Source organism: Alteromonas sp. K632G (assembly GCF_017653625.1).
Classification (GTDB): domain Bacteria; phylum Pseudomonadota; class Gammaproteobacteria; order Enterobacterales; family Alteromonadaceae; genus Alteromonas; species Alteromonas naphthalenivorans.
The window spans coordinates 127,263-147,267 of the sequence record NZ_JAGGDM010000003.1 but is presented as its reverse complement, the minus strand read 5'-3'; the positions used below and the strand labels follow the sequence as shown (position 1 = coordinate 147,267).

Genomic DNA, 20,005 nt, shown 5'->3' with positions numbered 1-20,005 from the left:
GTGGATAATAGTTGCCGTGCTTGAAGATATTGATTCGATTTTAGCTATAATAAAATGAACCTGGCTAAAGTTTATGCCATTGTAGTTACACCACCATAGCGTTAATAAAACTAAATTCTACTAACAAAAAAAGAAGATGTTATGAAGATAGAAGACTTGCAAGTATTGCTCAAGGTGGCAGAACTGCATTCAATAACTGCTGCAGCGAACCAGCTAGACATAAGTTCCTCTGCCGCAAGCGTAGCTTTAAAGCGGTTAGAGCAAGACGTTGGCACTCAACTGTTTGTGCGAACTACCCGCAAAATACGGTTATCGCCCGAAGGTGAGCGTTTTCTACCCTTATGTCAGCAAGCACTAGACTTGCTTCAACAAGGTGTTATGCGTATCAGTGAAGAGCAGCAAGACATTAACGGCGAAGTGAAAATGGCCATGTCTTCGGAGATGGGACGTAACCTAATGCGGGTTTTGCTAAACGATATTATGGCGGAACACGAAGACGTATCTGTTAGGTTGCAGGTAAGTGACAGTCGTGTGGATTTCTACCGCGACGGGGTAGACATTGCGCTAAGAGCCATGACCAAAAGCGCGGTTCAAGAGCTCAATATGTATGGGTTCAAAATTTGTAATATTCCACACTTTATTTGTGCTTCGCCACGCTATATTGAAAAGTATGGAGAACCTACTAGCCCCGAAGAATTAGCAAATCACAATGCATTGCTTTACAAATTGTACGAGCTAACCCACGACGGTTGGGATCTATACAAAGGTGGAGAGGAAGGTAAAGAGAAAGGTAAAGAGAAATTCAAAGTTAAAGTAAAAAGTAACCGCGCAGTGAACGATGGCGACATTGTGCGCCGGTGGTGTGTTGATGGGGTGGGTATCGCAAAGAAGTCAGTTATTGATATTGCAGAGGATTTACTGGCGGGGCGCCTTCAGCGGGTTATGCCTGCTTATCACGTACCGCTTACTGAAATGTGGCTAGTGCTACCTAGCCGTCAACTTATCACGCCTGCAATTCGTTTAATCCGTGATGAACTCAAGATGAAAATAAATACGCTTAGAAAGGCGTTGATTTCCAAAGGTATACTTGATGAATCTGAATGGCCAAATGCCGACTAGCCTCGCTTGTATTCGCCAAATACTGATTAGTTACAAGTAGAGGGAGTAGTAAAATAAGGATTTTGTGTAAATTTAGTTGAACTTAATAGTGTGTTTAAATACCATGCGCACCTGATAATGAAAGTGATTATCATTTGCAATTAATAAAGCGGACACACAATGCACATAGACTTCACACACACAACCAAAGTTAGCGCAGCTACTGCGATTTTCTCCCTTTTTTATACCACTGCAATCTCGGCCCAAGCTGTTCAATCTCAGGATTTTACGTCCTTAGAGCAAAGTGGTGAAGAAGCACAACAAGAACAAGCTGTAACGGACGAAAACCTAGATATCATTACCGTTTACGGTCGTCACAACAGATTGATATTAGAATCTGGTACGGCTACTAAGTCGAACATGAGTTTGATGGAAACGCCTGCCGCTGTAGTATTGGTTGATGGAACATTATTAAAAGAACAAGGCGTCGACACGCTACAAGAAAGTATTCGTAACATTAGTGGTTTAACCCAAGATGGCAATAACTACGGGGTAGGCGATAACCTTGCTATTCGTGGCTTAGGTGTAAATTACACCTACGATGGTATTTATGCTGGTGCAGATTTAGGTAATAGCTACAACCCAACACGTTCAATGACTAATGTAGAAAGCATTGAAGTGTTAAAAGGCCCTGCAACGGGTCTTTACGGTATGGGTGAAGCAGGCGGGATTATCAACCTTATTGAGAAAAAGCCACAGTTTGAAGAGCGATACGAGATAGAAGCATCGTTAGGTAGTTGGGACAGTTACTCACTAATGTTTGATGCAACAAACGCCATTAATGACTCATTGGCTTATCGCGTAGTGGCTAATCATGAACAATCAGACGGCTATCGTGGACTTAGTGATGAACGAAGCGAGCTTTATACTTCATTGCGATATGACTATTCTCCCGACAACAAATTTTTAATTTCCGCTGCATATATCGACGATGCAGTGCAGATTGACTCTATCGGTCATCCGGTACGCTTAATCGATTTAACTTTATTAGATGCTGAGGCTGGTAGTGTTACCGCGTCAGATTTAGTTAATGGCGACGTAGATAGCGGTGGATTGCAACTAACCGATGAGCAAATAGCAGAGCTTGCAGCTTCGCTAACCTCTACAGATGGTGTTCAACCCTATGATTTAGGTGATACTAGCCTTATTTCACCATTGTCAGAGCCAAACGAAGGCAAAGAGTTTCGTATCAAAATACGCCAAGATGTGAACTTAGCGGATAACTGGTCACTGACTCAGCAATTACAATACCGTACATACGAGACTGACTATATTCGCCAAACCAGTGCATACAACTATGTGTATACAGAACGTACAGATGTAATCAACTTGGAGCCACGTGCGCCGTTAGTTATTGACGATGTGTTGTACCCGTTTGCCGCTCGTAGACAGGAATACCGAAACATTGTGGCTGACGAAAAAGTATGGCAATACTTTATTGATGTTACGAATACGTGGTCGGCTGGCAGCGTTGAAGGTGAGCATCTGTTTAGCGCGAACTACGAAGATCACGAAATGTCCTACGCGCAGTGGTCTATTTGGGATGCTGACGATACTCGAAGTGATGCAGTGCCTTACATTTTAGATATTCGTAATCCAAACTGGCCAACGGGTACGTTCGATGATTACAACCCATCGCTTCGCAGCAAGTATGAAAAAGACGTATCTAGCTGGGGCGTAAGTTTTCAAGAAGTGTTGTACTTTAATGAATACCTAACAGGTCGTTTCGGCGGTGCTTATGGTGCGGTTAAACAAACCTATTTGAACCAATATAGCGATGGTAACCTAGAGTACGATGCCGACGATGATGGTTTCACTTACAACTTAGGCTTAACCTACAAAGTAACACCGAATATCTCTACCTTTATAAACCATTCAAAAGGTAGAACCGCTTACAGTGTTTTAGGTTCACTGAGCGAAGAAGATAACCGCCCTGACTCAGAGTCAATCTCGTGGGATTTAGGGTTACGCTTTACCGCGTTATCTGAACAGTTACTTGGTTCAATCGTAGTGTTCGATACCGCAAGAACGAACCTGCAATACACTAACCCATTGTATGAAGACAATATTGACGACCCTGCTTACAACATTGATGTACCAGAGTTCTACTACGATGAGCAAGAGCGTACTACCGGTGTTGAAATTGATATTAACTTCGACATTAATGAGCAATGGGCGCTTAACACTAATGCTACGTACCAAGAGCCAGTAACGGAACCGGGTAATTTTGCTAGTAGTACTGATGAAGAACAAACCAAAGGTATTGCCGAAAAAACGGCAAGTACGTGGTTGACCTACAGCCATTCATTCAGCGCATTACCTGCACCCGTTAAATTCAGTGTGGGTGTGTCTTATGAAGATGAGCGTACTATTTCAGCATCTGCGTTTGGTATTTACTATGCCTTCGTAGATTCATACACAGTATGGGATGCTGCAATTAGCTATGTGTCTGACGACTGGGATGTTCAGCTAAATATCAAAAACCTTGATAATACCGATTACTATAGTAGCGCTATGTACCTTGGTGGTCTTCCTGGTGAAGAACGAAATGCCAAGTTAACGGTTGCGTACCGCTTTTAATCCTAGGCATTTATAGTAAGACAGGTATTAAACCGCTTGAATAAAAACGTAGCTATTATACTGCGTAGCATAGTCGCCATCATTGGCGGCTATGCGTTATCCGCACTGTTATCCATTTACTTAACCTATTCTTTCGTGCATTTATTGCATATCAACAAAGGCGTAGCTGTGCTCACTGCTAGCATGATGAGTTATGTCGCTTTTTTTATTCTATTTATTTCTAGTTTCGCGGTATCGAACATTGTGAGATGGCTGATTAGCTGTACTCTGATTATCGCGTTAGCCGTGCTATTTTTGCCCTTGGTAGAGGTATTGTGAAAACAACATTCAGAAAAACAATGATTTGGCTTCATACCTACTTAGGCATTATTTCTGGCTGGTTGTTGTTCGTTATTTTCGTAACGGGTACGCTAAGTTACTTTACCCCAGAAATTACGTATTGGATGATGCCAGAGCGGCAGGTTATTGTAGGCGATGGGTTTGACCGAAATATTGTGGTAGACGAGGCGAGCTATACGCAAACCAATACGCAGACCAAGACAAAGGTGGCGCAAGAGAGTCAGCGATTCCAGATAGAACAATCGTTAAACTACTTACAACATCATGCCAAAAACGCTAGTTCATGGCGAATTTACCTACCTACCGCCCGAGAGCAACATTGGTATGTTCAGTGGCGTGAGGGAAAAACACGTCATACGGTGAGTTTTAACAAAGACGCTACGCTTCTTGGGTCAACAACCGACACCAAAGGGGGATTGTTCTTCAGGAATTTCCACTATACCTTGCAGCTTAGAGGTTACGGCGGCCGCTATATCGCCGGAATAGCCGCTATGGCTATGCTGCTTACTCTTTTCAGTGGAATTTATACTCATAGGCGTTTCTTCAAAGACTTTTTTACCTTACGCAAAGGCAAGATATCAAAATGGACTTCCGATCTTCATGCATTAGTCGGCATTGTAACGCTACCTTTTTGCTTAATGATTTGTATAAGTGCCATTATGATTTACGCCATTATGTACACGCCTTTTTCGGCAAATATGCATTTTGAACAAGGCGAGCGGGGCGTAAATAAAGCAATCATCCCATCGCTTCCACCACTTACTAATAGTACAAGTACGGCAGCAAACTCGGTAAAAAGCTCGGCAGCAGGCGCCTCTGAATATATGCTAAGCAAATCGATAGCGTACTCAGCCATACTGACTAGCTTAAAAGCACAATGGCAAGAGCCACACGCGATTAAGCGAATCACGGTAGAAGCGCCGGGTAACGAAAATAGCCGCTTTATTATTGAACGCACTAAAAGCCTAACGGTTTCGAACCGCGCCGACCGACTTGTTTATTCAAGTTATACTGCAACGCCTCTTGAAGGCTATGAAGATGAAAGTGCACCCGCCACTTTCAGGCGAATAATGTATGGGTTACACCAAGCGAACTTTGCTACCACTGGCTTAAGATGGTTACTCTTTGGCTTAGGTGTATTGAGCTGCGTGCTTATAGCGTCGGGGTTAATTATTTGGGTTAATCAGCGGCGTACAAACCTTAGTAAAGGACAAAAGCGTATTCCCTTATCGTTACACATTATGGAAAAGGGCAACATCGCTTCCATTATGGGAATGGCCATTGCAACGCCCGTTTTTTTGCTTGCTAACCGGCTTATCCCTGCCGACACCTTAAACCGAGCTAACATGGAAATTAGTGCGTTTTTTGTTGCTTGGCTATACTGCTTGGTACACGTCATTTTTAGGCCTGCAAAAAACGCGTGGTTTGAACAGACATTGGTTGCTGTCGTAAGCTTTATAAGTCTAGCAGTGGTTGGAATATGTATGCCTTTTGAAAGAATAAAAGGTGCCGTTGGTACCGCAGACATTACTTACTTAAGTTTCTTTCTAGGGTTTGTATTATGCGGCGCTGTTTTTTCAGCACTAGCGTATTGGCTAAGAGTTCGTTTGTCCGCCTCCTCTTTAAGTGGCGCAACGTGTAATCAAGATAACCTAGAAACAAAAAAAGAGTAGTTAGACATGTTAACGGTAACTATTTTAGTGGTACTTGGTATTGGTTTACTTGCATTAGCGAGCAACAAACATTTCAAACTAGTAGGGTGGTTGTATGAAAATAAAAAACGCCATACGCGTAAGGTTGATGGCAAAAAATTTATTCAAAATGGCCTGCGTATAAGTGGTTGGCTATTGGTGGTAGGGTCTTTAATAGTCGCGGTTAATGCTACGCCTTCGCTGGCGATATCACTTGTTTGGTGGTTTAGCCTAATAAGTGGTGCTATTTTTTTAGTGGCGTTATCAATTAACAAATAATAGCCAATACTATTACTTTTTTTAATTTACTCCGAAAAATTGTTGTCACACTTTTGCTGCAGCGCGTGACTATAGATTAAAGAGGAGTGAAACCATGAAATTTTTAAACTTAATTACGCTATTTTCTGCCGCCATATTGTTAATTAATTCAGCGACCCTACACGCAGAAGATACCTCTGCGTTAGCCACTGTACCTGTCACCGTTTACGAACAAATTGATAGCGCCAAGACGCAAGTCCCCAGCACTCAAACCCCTAGTACTCAAACCATAAGCAGGAATAATGACAGCAGTTCCAACAAGCCTATCAAACATGATGAACTAAACGTGTTATTTATACCTGGCTTAATGTCTAACGCTTCAGTTTGGTCAGAGTTATCCCACGAGCTTGGTAGTTACTATAAGGGGCAATATCGAAGCCACTTTGCCCAAGTGGCGGGTTTTGCGGACAACAAAGTTTATCCAAATAATCGGTTATCAAAAATTACCGCTGCGCTGGTATCGTATATTGAAAATAATAACTTAAATAATGTGATAGTCGTTGGACATAGCATGGGAGGTCATATTGCTTACCAGCTTGCACTTGCGCTACCAGAAAGAGTAAGTAAAGTGGTCTCAGTAGATGGCCTGCCTTTTATTACCCCTATTTTTACTCGTAGTAATAAGGTCACAGCAGCACAGGCAGAACCTTATGCAATGAGCGTTAAATCACAGTACGCTAATATGAATCAAGAGCAGTTAAGCGCGTATACACGTCAAGGTATCCACGTTCAAACGACCAGCGAATTGAACCAAGCTAAAGTGCTGTCTATGGCATCAAGTTCGCACCCAGAGACAGTGGGGCAAATAATGGCAGACTTGATGACATCCGACTTACGGTCGGCTATAACCTCCAGTAATACTCCTATACTATTTCTCGGAGCCAGTGGCGGGTTTAGTGATAATGACAGTAAAGAGATGGTTAAACAGTTATACACAGAACAATTTGCCAATGCTAAGCAAGCAAAAGTGGTGATGAACACACAATCTCGTCATTTTATTATGTACGATGATTTGCCATGGTTACTGCAACAGACAACACAGTTTATAGGAAAGGAGTAAGCGCATGGATGTGTATTCTTCAGATGTCATTGCCGCGCAAAGTGGAGATATTAAAGCTTTTGAGCGCTTAATTAATGCAAGCAAAAATACGGTAAGTGCAATTGCGCTTGGTATTGTAAAAGACATGGATGCTAGCGAAGACGTAGCGCAAAAAGTATTTATTAACTGTTGGCAAAATCTATCTACTTTGACCAACCCCAAAAGCTTTATGCCTTGGGTACGCCAAATGGCGCGTTATATGGCCATTAATTATCTACGAGACAATAAAGTTTCGAAATCGATAAAAGGTGATGAGGGCGAAAATATACTGGCAAGTTTCTGTAAAAGTGACGATGCGCTGGAAACTAAGATATCAGACGAGCAAACAAAGAAAATAATCGCAGCCCTTATAGATGAACTGCCATCGGATAGTAGAGAAGTGGTGTTGTTATATTATCGAGAGCAATGTTCTACAAAACATGTCGCGCAATTACTTGATATTTCTGATGCTGCAGTAAGAAAAAAGCTTTCGCGAGCACGAGCCATGCTTAAAACCCTAACGCTGGACAAATTCAGTCGCATTATTATTGCCACAACGCCTACGGTCACATTTACTTCAATGACGCTAACCTTATTAGCTAACCCTAAATCTGCAACTGCGGCGGTAGCCGTAGGGGCTACGGGAAGTGCTTCTAAAGGCGGTGTATTTAACAGTCTTTGGAGTAAAGTGTTGTGGGTATTTAGTGGCGCTATGTTAGGTGCGCTTGTTGCCATGGTAGCGGTAATTGCATCACATAAGTTAGCCGAACGTCACATGAAACATGAGCCTGATAAGAAAAAACTTAAGCGGGTGCGTAATTACACCTTAGTGTGGATTTTTGTTTGGGGTATGCTATTTGCGGCCTCTTATGAATTGTCTACTGGATTTATAATTCCATTGTTAACCTACTGCGGGTTTGGTGCAGGTATCGCAATTTTAACAAAGCGGGCTCATCAGATTATTTACTCGACTTCGCAGAAACTAAATACGCCATCTTCCGATATAAAGTATGAACAGCACGGACAGCTCAAAGGGGAAAACATTCAATATGAGCAATCAATGAATGTTTCTAACATGCTAGGTCTTTACGGTGGTCTTATTCTTGGTTTTATAGGGTTAATCGCAGGGCTGATTAATAGTGGGCGATTGGTAATAGGTTAATCTGCTTCACGTACTTCCAGCGCTTCAATATTGATAATAGTAGAGCGGTTTAGGGTTATCTTAAATCGCTGTACTTGCTGGTGCTTTTGCTTGTCAGTATGCATGAGCACTACATTTATTTGATAGCGTCGCTCTACAGCCTGCTTAGTAATTTTATTGTTTTCTAGCGAATACAGCCTACCTTCGCCTTTTTTGAGAAAGCGAACAAAAGGGGTGAGGTTAAAATAAATACGCTGTTGTATATCATCGTAACCTGGCAAGAAGCTTTTCGCATTTACGCGAGTGTCACTACGAAAATGTAACAGCTGAGCGGCTTGTTTGTTTTGCTGCCTACGGGTTTGATACAGTCTATCAACCTGCTTAGGTAAATCTCTATTACGAATGTATTCAAGCCAAATAGTTTGGGTGGCTATTCTGCTTTTATTTACGCTGTGGCTATAAATAATTTTCCACTTCGGTAAACCTTTTTGAATACGCCTCCAAATTACCCGCGTAATGTCTTCTTTAAAGATTTCCCGTAGCCCATAAATAACCCCCAGAATACCTACGAAGGCCACCGTCACCTCAGTGAAATTAGTACGAGCGTTTAGCACTAAAACCATCACTGCAGCCATGATCACAGCGGTTACCGTACCTTTAACCAAGCGGTTTAAATAAGTATTAAGGCTTTTCGTTTTCTTTTGAAATACCACACCGTATTCAATTAAACGCTGTAATAGCCGCATTTTGTTCGTAATGCGGTTTGGGTCATCTAACGTAATCTGCGAATTGTACTGATTATCTGCGCGGTACTGACTTTCTCGTCTACAAAAATCGAAAAGAAATTTCCGCTCACTGGAATAATCGCTACTTTTAGGGGCAGAGGATAATAGCTTTAAAAAAGACTGCTCTACCTGCCAACTCAAATAATTATCGGCATTCTCAAAATACGCCCGGAGTTTTTCGTCAGAAGGGGTGTAGCGCCTAAGTTTTTTTAACAGATCTGAGGTTTGCTCTGCTAGCACGATAGCTTGAGGATAAAACGTTTTGCTATCTTTAATCTTCAGCGTTTGCTTAACGTCTGTGTCGAGTGCGGTACGGATTTGATACGAGTATAAGTTTAAATTTAAGCGGTAATCACTTTGCTCGCCTTTTTTCTGACTGATAAAGCGGCTTCGAACCAAAGGAACATGCAACTGATCTGAATAATAGGCGCTGTGGTTTTGAATACTGTGGTGAAAATACTGTTCTTCGGTAAGGGTCTTCGAGCTAATACCCATTTCATCAGGCAGTGAAAAAAACAGGTCGAGACGCTGATGATCACTCGGTAATAGCTGATAATCGACTCTAAAAGACAGGTTTTCATCTTGCGTGAGTTTAATTTTGTGCACTTAGGTAATTTTCGCCTTATTCATCACTGTGTTACCGCTTCTTACGAAAGTATGCACTATTTTGGTTTTGTTACGAAGAATACTACGAATTAAATTGCACTAATATCGCCACTGATAGCACGCTACTACACGTTGAAACCATTCGAACTAAACAATTCTGTCTGTCCACTTATGAAATACTCTTATGAAATAAGACTAACTTCTTCGGATTTTTCTGGTTGTTTTGTAATCTTCTTATAGGCTGGTACTTAGTGTAAGGAATTGTTCGTGTTCAATCTAATCGGTAATTCTAAAAAGCGAATGTTCTCGAAGGCCATGATAACTACCCCTTTAAATTGTATATAAATAAATCTAAATCGAAAGAATTAAGCTAATAAAACAGCGTATTGTGCGCATTTTAACCTTTGTGTTTGGGTTCAAACAAAGCGCCTTAGATTTAGCTCAAATCATTTTTAAATAAATTCAGCCTTTGTCAACGTTGAATTATTAGTGTTAATCCCTTAGTATTTATTTTTATTGAACGATCAATTAATAAAAAATACACATTTCTCAGATAGAGTTAGATTTCTTTTTTAGTCTTCAATACACAATAGAGGGGCTTCTTTAATCTATCTTTCAGTTAGCCGCTGTATAACGGTTGCAAAGCATTTGTAGGCGTTAGTGAAAACGCTGTTTGTAAACGTTTTAAGCATAAATAACGGATTCAAGACGTTAATTAAGCGGTATGTGTGTTATTTCGAGCGATCAGGCCTGCGTGAAGCGGTAAGCACGCCTGACGAAGTAAATTTGAACAATATCAGTGGGTTCTAAGCTGCTGATAGTTATCAAAATAGGTTTAATGTGACGACTCCAGTTTATCAAAATTTTATTCACGGCAAGTTCATTGCTAATAGCAGTGGTGAGACGTTTGCGGTTAAAAACCCTGCTACCGACGACGTTATTTACCATGTTGAAGTGGCAGACGAAGCGGTACAACAAGCGGCAATAGCAAGCGCAAAAGAAGGCTTTGCTATTTGGTCTGCTATGACACCGGTTGAGCGCAGCCGTATTCTATTAAAAGCGGTAGCGTTACTTCGTGAACGAAATGATGAGCTGGCTAAAATTGAAGTGCTAGATACCGGTAAACCTTGGCAAGAAGCCGAGTGTGTAGACGTTGTAACCGGTGCTGATGTCATTGAGTACTTTGCTGGCCTTGCTCCTACGCAAGTAGGTCAACAGCAGATGGTAGGCGACGACTTCTACTATACACGTAAAGAGCCACTTGGCATTTGTGCAGGTATTGGTGCCTGGAACTACCCATTACAAATTGCATGTTGGAAGTCTGGCCCAGCCTTAGCGGCAGGTAACGCCTTACTATTTAAACCTTCAGAAGAAACACCATTAGGTGCTATTAAACTTGCTGAAATTTTCTTTGAAGCGGGCGTACCCGCTGGCGTGTTCAATGTTGTACAAGGTGCAGCAGAAGTTGGCCAATGGTTAACCCAACACCCAGATATTGAAAAAGTGTCTTTTACTGGCGAAGTCGGTACAGGCAAAAAGGTAGTGGCGAATGCAGCCGGTTCATTAAAAGACGTCACCATGGAACTTGGTGGTAAATCGCCATTGTTGGTGTTTGAAGACGCCGACGTATCGCAAGCAGTAAGCGCAGCCATGCTGGGTAACTTTTATACCCAAGGTGAAGTTTGCACAAACTGTACACGGGTTTACGTGCATAAATCGGTATACCAAGCCTTTATTGACGAACTTAAAACCCGTACAGAACAAAACATAGTGGCTGGCGACCCGCTCGATCCAAACGTGAATTTAGGCGCACTTATTTCTAAAAATCACCAAGACTTAGTGATGAGCTACATCAATAAAGGTGTTGAAGAAGGCGCTACCGTGCTAACGGGCGGTACAACGCTTAACCCTGAATCAGCGCCAAACGGCTACTTTGTAGCACCTACTGTATTCACCGATTGCACCGACGAAATGACTATTGTTAAAGAAGAAATCTTTGGCCCAGTCATGAGTGTGTTGGTGTTTGAAGACGAAGCCGATGTTATTCAGCGTGCTAACAATACCCACTTAGGTTTGGCTGCAGGTGTGTTTACCAAAGATATTAAACGGGCACATCGCGTTATCCATAAGCTGCAAGCCGGTATTTGTTGGATAAACAGCTATGGTAATTCACCGGCTGAAATGCCAGTGGGCGGCTATAAGCAGTCTGGTATTGGCCGCGAAAATGGAATTGAAACGCTAGATCACTACACCCAGACCAAATCTGTATATGTGGGCATGACCGACATAGAGAGCCCGTTTTAATGAGTAAGCAAGCATATGATTACATCATAGTGGGTGCTGGCTCTGCAGGGTGTGTGTTGGCTAACCGACTATCAGAAGACGCAAATAATAACGTGCTTTTGCTAGAAACCGGCGGCAGTGATAAAAGCATTTTTATTAAAATGCCCACGGCGTTATCTATTCCCATGAATACCGACAAATATGCATGGCAGTTCCACACCGAAGAAGAGCCGTTTCTAGATAACCGCAAAATGCATTGCCCACGAGGTAAGGTATTGGGTGGTTCCTCATCAATTAACGGTATGGTGTACGTTCGCGGCCATGCAAAAGATTTCGATGAGTGGGAAGAACACGGCGCCCAAGGCTGGAACTACCAAGCTTGTTTACCTTATTTTCAAAAAGCCGAGTCATTTTATTTAGGTAATGATGACTACCGTGGTGGAAAGGGCCCTTTAGGGGTTAACAATGGCAACGAAATGGCCAACCCTTTATACACCGCCTTTATAGAAGCGGGAAAGGAAGCGGGCTACGCTACAACGGCTGATTATAACGCCGCCCAGCAGGAAGGCTTTGGTCCAATGCACATGACCGTGAAAGACGGCGTGCGCAGTTCGGCTAGCCGTGAATACCTAGACCCGGTTAAATCGCGGAAAAACCTAACGCTTGTTACCGGTGCCCTGGCTGAAAAAGTCATACTTGAAGGTAAAAAAGCGGTGGGTGTGCAGTACAGCGTAAACGGTAAACGTGTTACCGCAAAAGCCAATAAAGAGGTGGTGTTAAGTGCCGGTTCTATTGGCTCGCCACACCTTTTACAACTTTCTGGCATTGGCGACAGCGAAACGCTTAAAGCAGCAGGCGTTGACGTTAAGCACCATTTGCCAGGGGTAGGGCAGAACCTACAAGATCACTTGGAGTTTTACTTTCAATATAAGTGCAAACAGCCTATTACGCTTAACGGTAAATTAGGGCTGATTTCAAAAGGACTAATTGGTGCACGTTGGATGTTTACCCGCAAAGGGTTAGGCGCCACCAACCATTTTGAGTCTTGCGCGTTTATTCGCTCGAAGCCTGGTGTTGAATGGCCAGATATTCAGTATCACTTCTTACCAGCGGCCATGCGTTACGACGGACGTAGTGCCTTTGATGGACATGGTTTTCAAGTGCATGTTGGTCACAACAAACCTAAAAGCCGCGGTGCCGTTACTATTAAAACGGCTAATCCTACCGACGCACCCAAAATTCAATTTAACTACTTGCAGCATCAAGACGACATTGAAGGCTTTCGTGCCTGCGTGCGTTTAACCCGTGAAATCATTGAACAAAGCGCGTTTGACGACTACCGAGAAGATGAAATTCAACCTGGTAAGCATATTCAAACCGATGAAGAAATTGACGCCTTCGTGCGCCAAGCGGTTGAAAGCGCTTATCACCCGTCTTGCTCGTGCAAAATGGGTGAAGATGCCATGGCAGTAGTGAATTCCAATACGCAAGTACATGGTATTGAGAGCCTACGTGTTGTGGATTCTTCAATTTTCCCAACAGTACCTAATGGCAACTTAAACGCGCCTACCATTATGGTGGCAGAAAAAGCGGCTGATTTAATACTGGGCAAGCCTGCGCTAGCACATTCACCGGTTAACGTTGCTACATCAAATAATTGGGAAACGGTTCAGCGTAATTCAACGATTTAATCTGAGCGGCCTACACGTACCAAAAAGGCATTTTTGGTACGTATGAAAAATATAACAACAGGAAGAAAGATGAAGCATTATCGATTGTTTTGGGGAGGTAGTAATGACCTTATGGCTTAATGCTGGGATCATTTTCACCCTATTAGCCATTGTGGTTATTCTTGTTAAATGGGGAAATGTGAAGTGTATCGGTATCACCCCGGTTAGGCTTTTCACTTTTATCGCCATTCTATTTACCTCGGGCCTAGACGTTGGCCTAATCATGTTTCCGCTTACCGAGTTCGGTGGCTATGCAAACATAGCAGCGAACCCTGAATACGCCTTTACTAACCCTATTGCCATTGAGTTTGGCTATTGGGGCTTTCTAATATGGGGCTTTTACTTTCTTACCTGTTTTTATTTTTGCGTGGTAGAGCCCAAGGTTAAGTTCTTCGAAATACCACTGGTTAAATTCATTAATAACGTGGTGATTATTGGTACCTGCGCCTTTACCGCATTTTTACTACTGTCGAATTTACCCTGGTATTTACCCGCGATCGGCGATGGCGAGTCCATCATACCTACTTTCTATTTCATCGTGTTCGCGGCTATCTGTTTTGCGGTTTACTCCAGTACCGACATTAAATATGTACGGTTACTGAGTATCTCTACAACGTGGTTATTTATCGCGTTAATTGGCTTCATGTGGGCGGGCGCCTTTTTGGGAAGTGACAGCCAAATTGCCGCATTTACACATAATTTGGAACTCATAGGCAGTTACTTTGGAAACATTGAACACTTCGTGTTGCCGCTAAACGAATACCACGAGTTTTACTTATTTTGGTGGTTCGCATGGAGCATCATGATTGGGCAGTTCACTTCGCGTTTTGTAGGAGGTTTACGCACCTATCAAGTGCTAGGCGCCATGCTGATATTCCCTTCAATACCTATTGCGGTGTGGTTTAGCGTTATTTATCAATATCACGAAGCTGGCATACCCACCACTGGTTTGAAGAACTTTGCGATGGCCTTTGTAGGAATTGTATTTGTTATTAACTCGTTAGATTCGCTTATTCGCTTGTATACAGACAATTTAAATTTAACGGTGAAGCGCTTCGGAAGGGTTAAGTACATTGCTATGAATGTAGTCATGCTTTCCTTACTAACTCTGCTGTTTAAATTAGAGTTTTTACAAATTCAGTGGGTAGGTGCATTAGTCATCGGCCTGTTTTTCAGCTGCGCATTTTTCATGCTGTACCGTAAACCAAAAACCGTAAAAAATATCGATAGTTCTCCTGAAGACAACGAAATCGATTTTACAAAAATAGATTCAGGGCCGTAAGAGCCTCAAATAAAAACATCACTATCTATCTAATAACAGAAAATAAAACACAACACACAACGGGAGTTTTATGAACACTTATGTGCCAAAAAAACGAAGCTTAATCGCTTTATCTGTACTTGCAGCGACGTCATTAACGTCAATGCATGCGCTAGCTCAAGAAGCAGAAACGCAAGCAGCTGAAGAAGACAAAGATGTTGAATCAATATTAGTAACTGGGCGTAATGTTTCATACGCTAACAGTGCAACTTCAACAGAAATGAAAAAGCAACAAACCCCGATGACTAGCGCATTGGCACTTATAGACAATTTGCCAGGTGTATTGGTAACTGAAGGCGACCCGTTTGGTTCTGATGAATGGTCTACTACGATTTCAATTCGTGGTTTTCAGGTTAACCTTGACTCTCAGCAAATTGGGATGACCGTTGATGGCATTGCCAACGGTAACTCTAACTACGGTGGTGGTACTAAAGCCAGCCGATATATTGATACCGAAAACTTACGTGGCACTGTTGTTTCACAGGGTACCGCTGACATTAGCTCTCGTTCGAATGAAGCTCTTGGTGGAACAATGGATTTTACTACCATTAGACCTGCGCTGGATGAGCAATTAACAGTAAGTACTACATTTGCAGAATACAACGCCAGTAAAGTGTATGTTCGTTACGATACCGGCGAGATTGCTCCAGATACGTTTGCATGGATTTCGTTATCTACTCAGCAAAATGATGATTACATGGATGGGTCAGTGACTAATACCCGTGACCATTTAGAAGGTAAAATCATTAGCACAATAGGTGAAGTAGACCTTACGGGCTACGTGAGTTACGACGATGCACAAGAATACACTTATCAACGTGTTTATGGGTTAGCCCAGTATGCTCAAAACCCGGAATGGGATGGACTAACTGATACGTGGTCTGGTATTCCTTATCAAGATCAGGTGTTTCGCGAAGGGTGGGTTACCGAGCGCGAGAATTTCTTTACCTATCTAAAAGCCGATTTCTCAGTAGGAAGCGTTGATTTTAGTACTAACGTTTATTATCACGAAAACGAAGGTGCAGGTAAGTGGAACCCATACTATATTGCCGATGTAACTGATGACGGCGCAGGTAATGCAAACTCTGAATTAAATACTTCAAGCACCGTAAACGGCGGCAGCACCTTAGGCCTAATCTACTTTGTTAATAGTGCTGGCGAAGCCCTTTCACCTATTGATAACTGTGTCAGCTCAATCAGTTCACCTTACGGTGGTGGTGGCGCTGAAGTTGATCCAAATTGCTATGAGCAAGGCGCTATTGCAGTAAGCTCTAACCGTCACACTCATTACAACAAAAAGCGCTACGGTATTAACGGTGACTTCGTATGGAACACAACCATTGCCGATATGGACAACGTAGTTCGTGGTGGTTTTTGGTATGAAGATTATCAGCGTGACGAATACCGCGATTGGCACAAAACCATTGATGCTTCAACAAGCGCTCGCTACGAAAACACCCCTTATTGGATTCAGTACGACCGAGAGTTTCCTGTTGAAACCCTTATGTACTATGTTGAAAACGAACTTGATGCAGGGTTTGCGAAAATTCGTTTAGGGGCAAAGCAGTTTAACGTTGATGTGTCTAAAGAAGACCAATTTACCCCTGAAAATAACTTAGATATATCGTCTGACTCAGATGTACTTATTTCTGCTGGTTTCGTTGCACCATTACCGGTTAACGGTTTAGAGCTTTTCGGTGGATATGCAGAGAACTTTGCAGCGGTTAAAGATGCGGTATTAGAGCGTGACGACACTGATATCAGTACGGTAGAGCCAGAAACCGCAGACAATATCGATTTCGGTTTGCGTTATTCAACGCCTGGATTCAACGCAAGCTTAACGTATTACACGATTGAATTTGAAAACCGCATTACCTTTGTAAGTAACGAAGACGTAAATGGTATCGATTTCTTAGAATCTGCTGCAGGCGGCTACATCAATGACGGTGGTATTGAATCTGATGGGATAGAAGCATCTATTGATTACAGCATTACTGATTCATTAGGCATCTATGTTTCATATACTAAAAACGACTCGACTTACACTGACGAAGGCGTTAGCGGTAACACCGTAATCGGTTCACCAGAAGACATGGCCGTAGTTAGTTTTGATTACACCAAAGGTGATTTCTACGCTGGCTTTAGCACAAAATATGTAGGTGAGCGTTTCTTAGACCAAGCTAATACACAAGAAACTGACTCTTACATTGTAAGTGACCTGTATTTAGGTAAAACGGCTTACGACATTGGCGGTAGCATTGATAGCGTGGAGCTAAGCTTTACCGTAAACAATGTGTTCGATGAAGATTACCTTGGTTCTATTGCTGCAAACGCCGGATGGATTGGTGCCCCTCGCATAGCTTCTTTCAACGTACGCGTTGCTATGTAATTAAAGAGGTGTAAAAGCGTTATTCAATAGCGCTTTAGAATAAAAAGAATAAAGCCGCAACCAGGCTTACTGGCTGCGGCTTTATTCTTAAGTGTTATCACACGGTTTACGTACTAACGCGCTATTGTTGTCTTTTTCATGCGCCATTCACTCAAACGACTTGTATTACCACATAAGGTGTTTTTATGAAGTTTTCGACGCTAAGTCCTGCATTATTGGGTATTTCATTATTGGTATCGGGGAGTCTTTTATCACATGCAAGTCATGCCTCGGTGAGTATCACAAAAGGGAAAACGGCCATTCCACATGGGAATGCTATTTCCAACGAAGATTTAACCATTCAAAACGATAAACTCGCATTCGCTATTGCAGTAGATTCAGCGCCGCCGTGGGGCGTAGCTAGAGGCTGTATAGTTGACATTGCTAATGTGAAAGAGGATGGAACACTTAGCAATGACCGCGTTGCTTTTGCTGATTTCATTCCAAATAATTGGTCAAGTTGGCCTAATACCTACACTAAAATTGATATTCTTAAAGACACTGCTCAAGAAGCGGTCGTGAATATCAAAAGAGACTTTGGCGAAACTGAAATAAGTACAACGTACAGCCTTTCTGAGGGCTCAGATCTTATTCATGTTGAAACCACAATGACCAATAAAGGTGATAGCGATATCGACGCGCTTTCAGGCTACACCTTATGGCCAGATTCCGGATACAAATTCGCGGTTCCTCGTAGTCACACTACCGAAAAATCATCTGAAAATGTATGGTTATCAGACCGTTTCGTGGGTTACGACGAAGAATGGGCGGTTGCATTGCACGCACCTTATATGCGTGAAACTAGAAATCAGTCACGTGATTTATACGCGGCACATACACTCAGTCCTTCACAAAGTATGACTTTCTCGGGTGATTATCAGGTATTGCCCCGTGGTAACTTAGCGCCCGTTGTGAGTGCCGAAATAAAGCGAAAGGCACTTAAAAGTGGAACAATAGAAGCGCACGTAAGTACACAGGAAGGGCAAACCGTTGAGCAAGCCGCCATTATAGTGTCGCAAAATGGTGTGCCTTATATGTGGGCCATGGGTAACGGCAAGAATGTGGATTTCACGCTACCGGTAGGCGACTACGAAGTTTACGCTACGGGCAAACAACATTCAGACAGTAAAACGCGCCTGATTACCGTTGAAGAGAACGTGACGCAGAAACTCTCATTCGATGCGCTTCGCGCCCCAGGTGCGATAAGCCTTAATGTAATCGATGGGAAGAGTCAGCAGCCCATAGATGCAAAGATTACAATAGAGCAGGGCAATCAACCACTCATCGAATATTTAGGGGCACGAACCTTCTTTACCGACCTTGATAATATTGGCAACGCCGTATTTGGTTTGGCACCAGGGGAATACGAATTAAGCGTTTCACATGGCGCGGGCTTTAACGCTAAAAGAACTTTGATTTCGGCAAGCGTTAATGCAAATGAAACCACGACTTTAGCAAGTGCTATTGATGTAAAAACGTACCCTACGAAATACGGTTGGTACGCAGGCGACCTGCACCATCATGCCGATGTATTAGAAGGGTCAACAAACCCGACAAATCTGGTGCGTTCTCAACTAGCCGCTGGGTTAAACGTGTTATTTGTAAGTGATCATGATTCCACTAAAAATAACGACACCATTCAAACTCTAGCCGATGCACGCGATGTGCCCTTTATACCGTCTATTGAAGTGTCGCCGTCTTGGGGTCATTTCAACGCATTTCCTATCGATAGTGGCGCGCAATTAACGGTCGATCCAGGTGTAGATGATATACATACCATTATTGAAGATGTGCGGCGTATGGGCGCTACCGTTATTGCGTCAAATCACCCCTACATACCTTATGGCTATTTAAGCAGTTTAGATAAAGGCACAGCGCCGGGCGGCTTTAACCCTAGCATAGATTTATTTGAGTTAAATGCCGTGGTGAATAACGAGCCAACTATTGATAAAGCGCATCAGTTTTGGAATGAAGGATTACCCTACTATTTTACCGCAGGATCAGACACTCACGATGTGTTAAACCAAACCAGTGGCTTAAACCGGTTGTTTGTATATACCGGCAGTAAACCGACGGCTAAGGGCTTCGCACAGGCCGCAAAAGATGGCCATTCGTACGTGTCTTACGGCCCAGTCATTTACCCTAAAAACGTAATGTTTGGCGATACAATGAAGCTAGCAAAGGCACAAGCGCGAACGATTACTTTCGATTTGGTGGCGGTAAATGGGCTTAAGTCGGTGCAGTTGATTGGTAGTGATAGCGCTGCCACTGCTACCGATACGCAAAGTGCCGGGAACAGCGTAGTGCTTGAAGATAAAACGCTTACTGGGGATCACGACTCCGTTAGCTTTGAAGTTCCACAAGTTTCGGGCTGGGTAGCGTTAGTGGTAGAAGACAACGAAGGCCGTAAAGCCTATACCAATCCCATTTGGCTTGAGTTGGTTGATGAGAGCCAGTTTTAGTAGTTGATATTGAAAGTGGGGTCAGAGTGCTTTTGCTAGTAAAGGTATTCTGACCTCATTTCTTCAGTTCTTATTCGTTAATTAA

13 protein-coding genes are annotated in these 20,005 nt (G+C 42.7%); 12 read left to right on the top strand and 1 reads right to left on the bottom strand.

What is annotated here, in order from left to right; translation table 11 throughout:
* The first annotated feature begins 141 nt into the window (after positions 1–141).
* The 7 genes from J5X92_RS04820 to J5X92_RS04790 all read left to right on the top strand — a co-directional run bounded on the left by J5X92_RS04820 (position 142) and on the right by J5X92_RS04790 (position 8,326).
* The gene (locus J5X92_RS04820) at positions 142–1,119 is read left to right on the top strand and encodes a LysR family transcriptional regulator (RefSeq protein ID WP_126872372.1); all 978 of its coding nucleotides are present in this window, start codon (positions 142–144) and stop codon (positions 1,117–1,119) included.
* A gap of 159 nt (positions 1,120–1,278) precedes the next feature.
* Complete coding sequence (locus tag J5X92_RS04815) at positions 1,279–3,738, top strand: TonB-dependent receptor (protein WP_126872371.1); 2,460 nt, start codon at positions 1,279–1,281, stop codon at positions 3,736–3,738.
* Positions 3,739–3,774: 36 nt separating this feature from the next.
* Positions 3,775–4,056: a hypothetical protein gene (locus J5X92_RS04810; protein WP_013783854.1), complete on the top strand. Its 282-nt coding sequence runs from the start codon at positions 3,775–3,777 to the stop codon at positions 4,054–4,056.
* Positions 4,053–5,750, top strand: a complete 1,698-nt coding sequence (locus J5X92_RS04805) for a PepSY-associated TM helix domain-containing protein (RefSeq protein WP_126872370.1) — start codon at positions 4,053–4,055, stop codon at positions 5,748–5,750. The genes J5X92_RS04810 and J5X92_RS04805 overlap by 4 nt, the downstream gene beginning before the upstream one ends.
* A gap of 6 nt (positions 5,751–5,756) precedes the next feature.
* Positions 5,757–6,047, top strand: coding sequence for a DUF3325 family protein (locus tag J5X92_RS04800; RefSeq protein ID WP_013783856.1), 291 nt, complete (start codon positions 5,757–5,759; stop codon positions 6,045–6,047).
* A gap of 94 nt (positions 6,048–6,141) precedes the next feature.
* On the top strand, positions 6,142–7,146 hold the full coding sequence (locus J5X92_RS04795; RefSeq protein WP_126872369.1) for an alpha/beta hydrolase: 1,005 nt from the start codon (positions 6,142–6,144) through the stop codon (positions 7,144–7,146).
* 4 nt (positions 7,147–7,150) lie between these two features.
* On the top strand, positions 7,151–8,326 hold the full coding sequence (locus J5X92_RS04790; RefSeq protein ID WP_013783858.1) for a sigma-70 family RNA polymerase sigma factor: 1,176 nt from the start codon (positions 7,151–7,153) through the stop codon (positions 8,324–8,326).
* Here the strand turns inward: J5X92_RS04790 and J5X92_RS04785 are convergent.
* Entirely contained in the window at positions 8,323–9,696 is a 1,374-nt protein-coding gene (locus J5X92_RS04785; protein WP_126872368.1) for a hypothetical protein, read from the bottom strand. The genes J5X92_RS04790 and J5X92_RS04785 overlap by 4 nt on opposite strands.
* A gap of 840 nt (positions 9,697–10,536) precedes the next feature.
* Between J5X92_RS04785 and betB the strand changes: the two genes are divergently transcribed.
* From betB to J5X92_RS04760, 5 genes are all read left to right on the top strand, one after another.
* Positions 10,537–12,000: a betaine-aldehyde dehydrogenase gene (gene betB, locus J5X92_RS04780; protein WP_013783860.1), complete on the top strand. Its 1,464-nt coding sequence runs from the start codon at positions 10,537–10,539 to the stop codon at positions 11,998–12,000.
* A complete protein-coding gene (gene betA, locus J5X92_RS04775) occupies positions 12,000–13,670 on the top strand; it encodes a choline dehydrogenase (protein ID WP_208804837.1) in 1,671 nt (556 codons plus the stop codon). Before betB ends, betA begins: the two co-directional genes overlap by 1 nt.
* Before the next feature lie 103 nt (positions 13,671–13,773).
* Positions 13,774–14,991 (top strand): BCCT family transporter, encoded by a 1,218-nt coding sequence (locus J5X92_RS04770; RefSeq protein WP_208804835.1) that lies wholly within the window; start codon positions 13,774–13,776, stop codon positions 14,989–14,991.
* Positions 14,992–15,061: 70 nt separating this feature from the next.
* On the top strand, positions 15,062–17,419 hold the full coding sequence (locus tag J5X92_RS04765) for a TonB-dependent receptor (protein ID WP_208804833.1): 2,358 nt from the start codon (positions 15,062–15,064) through the stop codon (positions 17,417–17,419).
* A 185-nt stretch (positions 17,420–17,604) separates the two neighbouring features.
* Positions 17,605–19,920 (top strand): CehA/McbA family metallohydrolase, encoded by a 2,316-nt coding sequence (locus tag J5X92_RS04760; RefSeq protein WP_208804831.1) that lies wholly within the window; start codon positions 17,605–17,607, stop codon positions 19,918–19,920.
* The last annotated feature ends 85 nt before the right edge of the window (positions 19,921–20,005 follow it).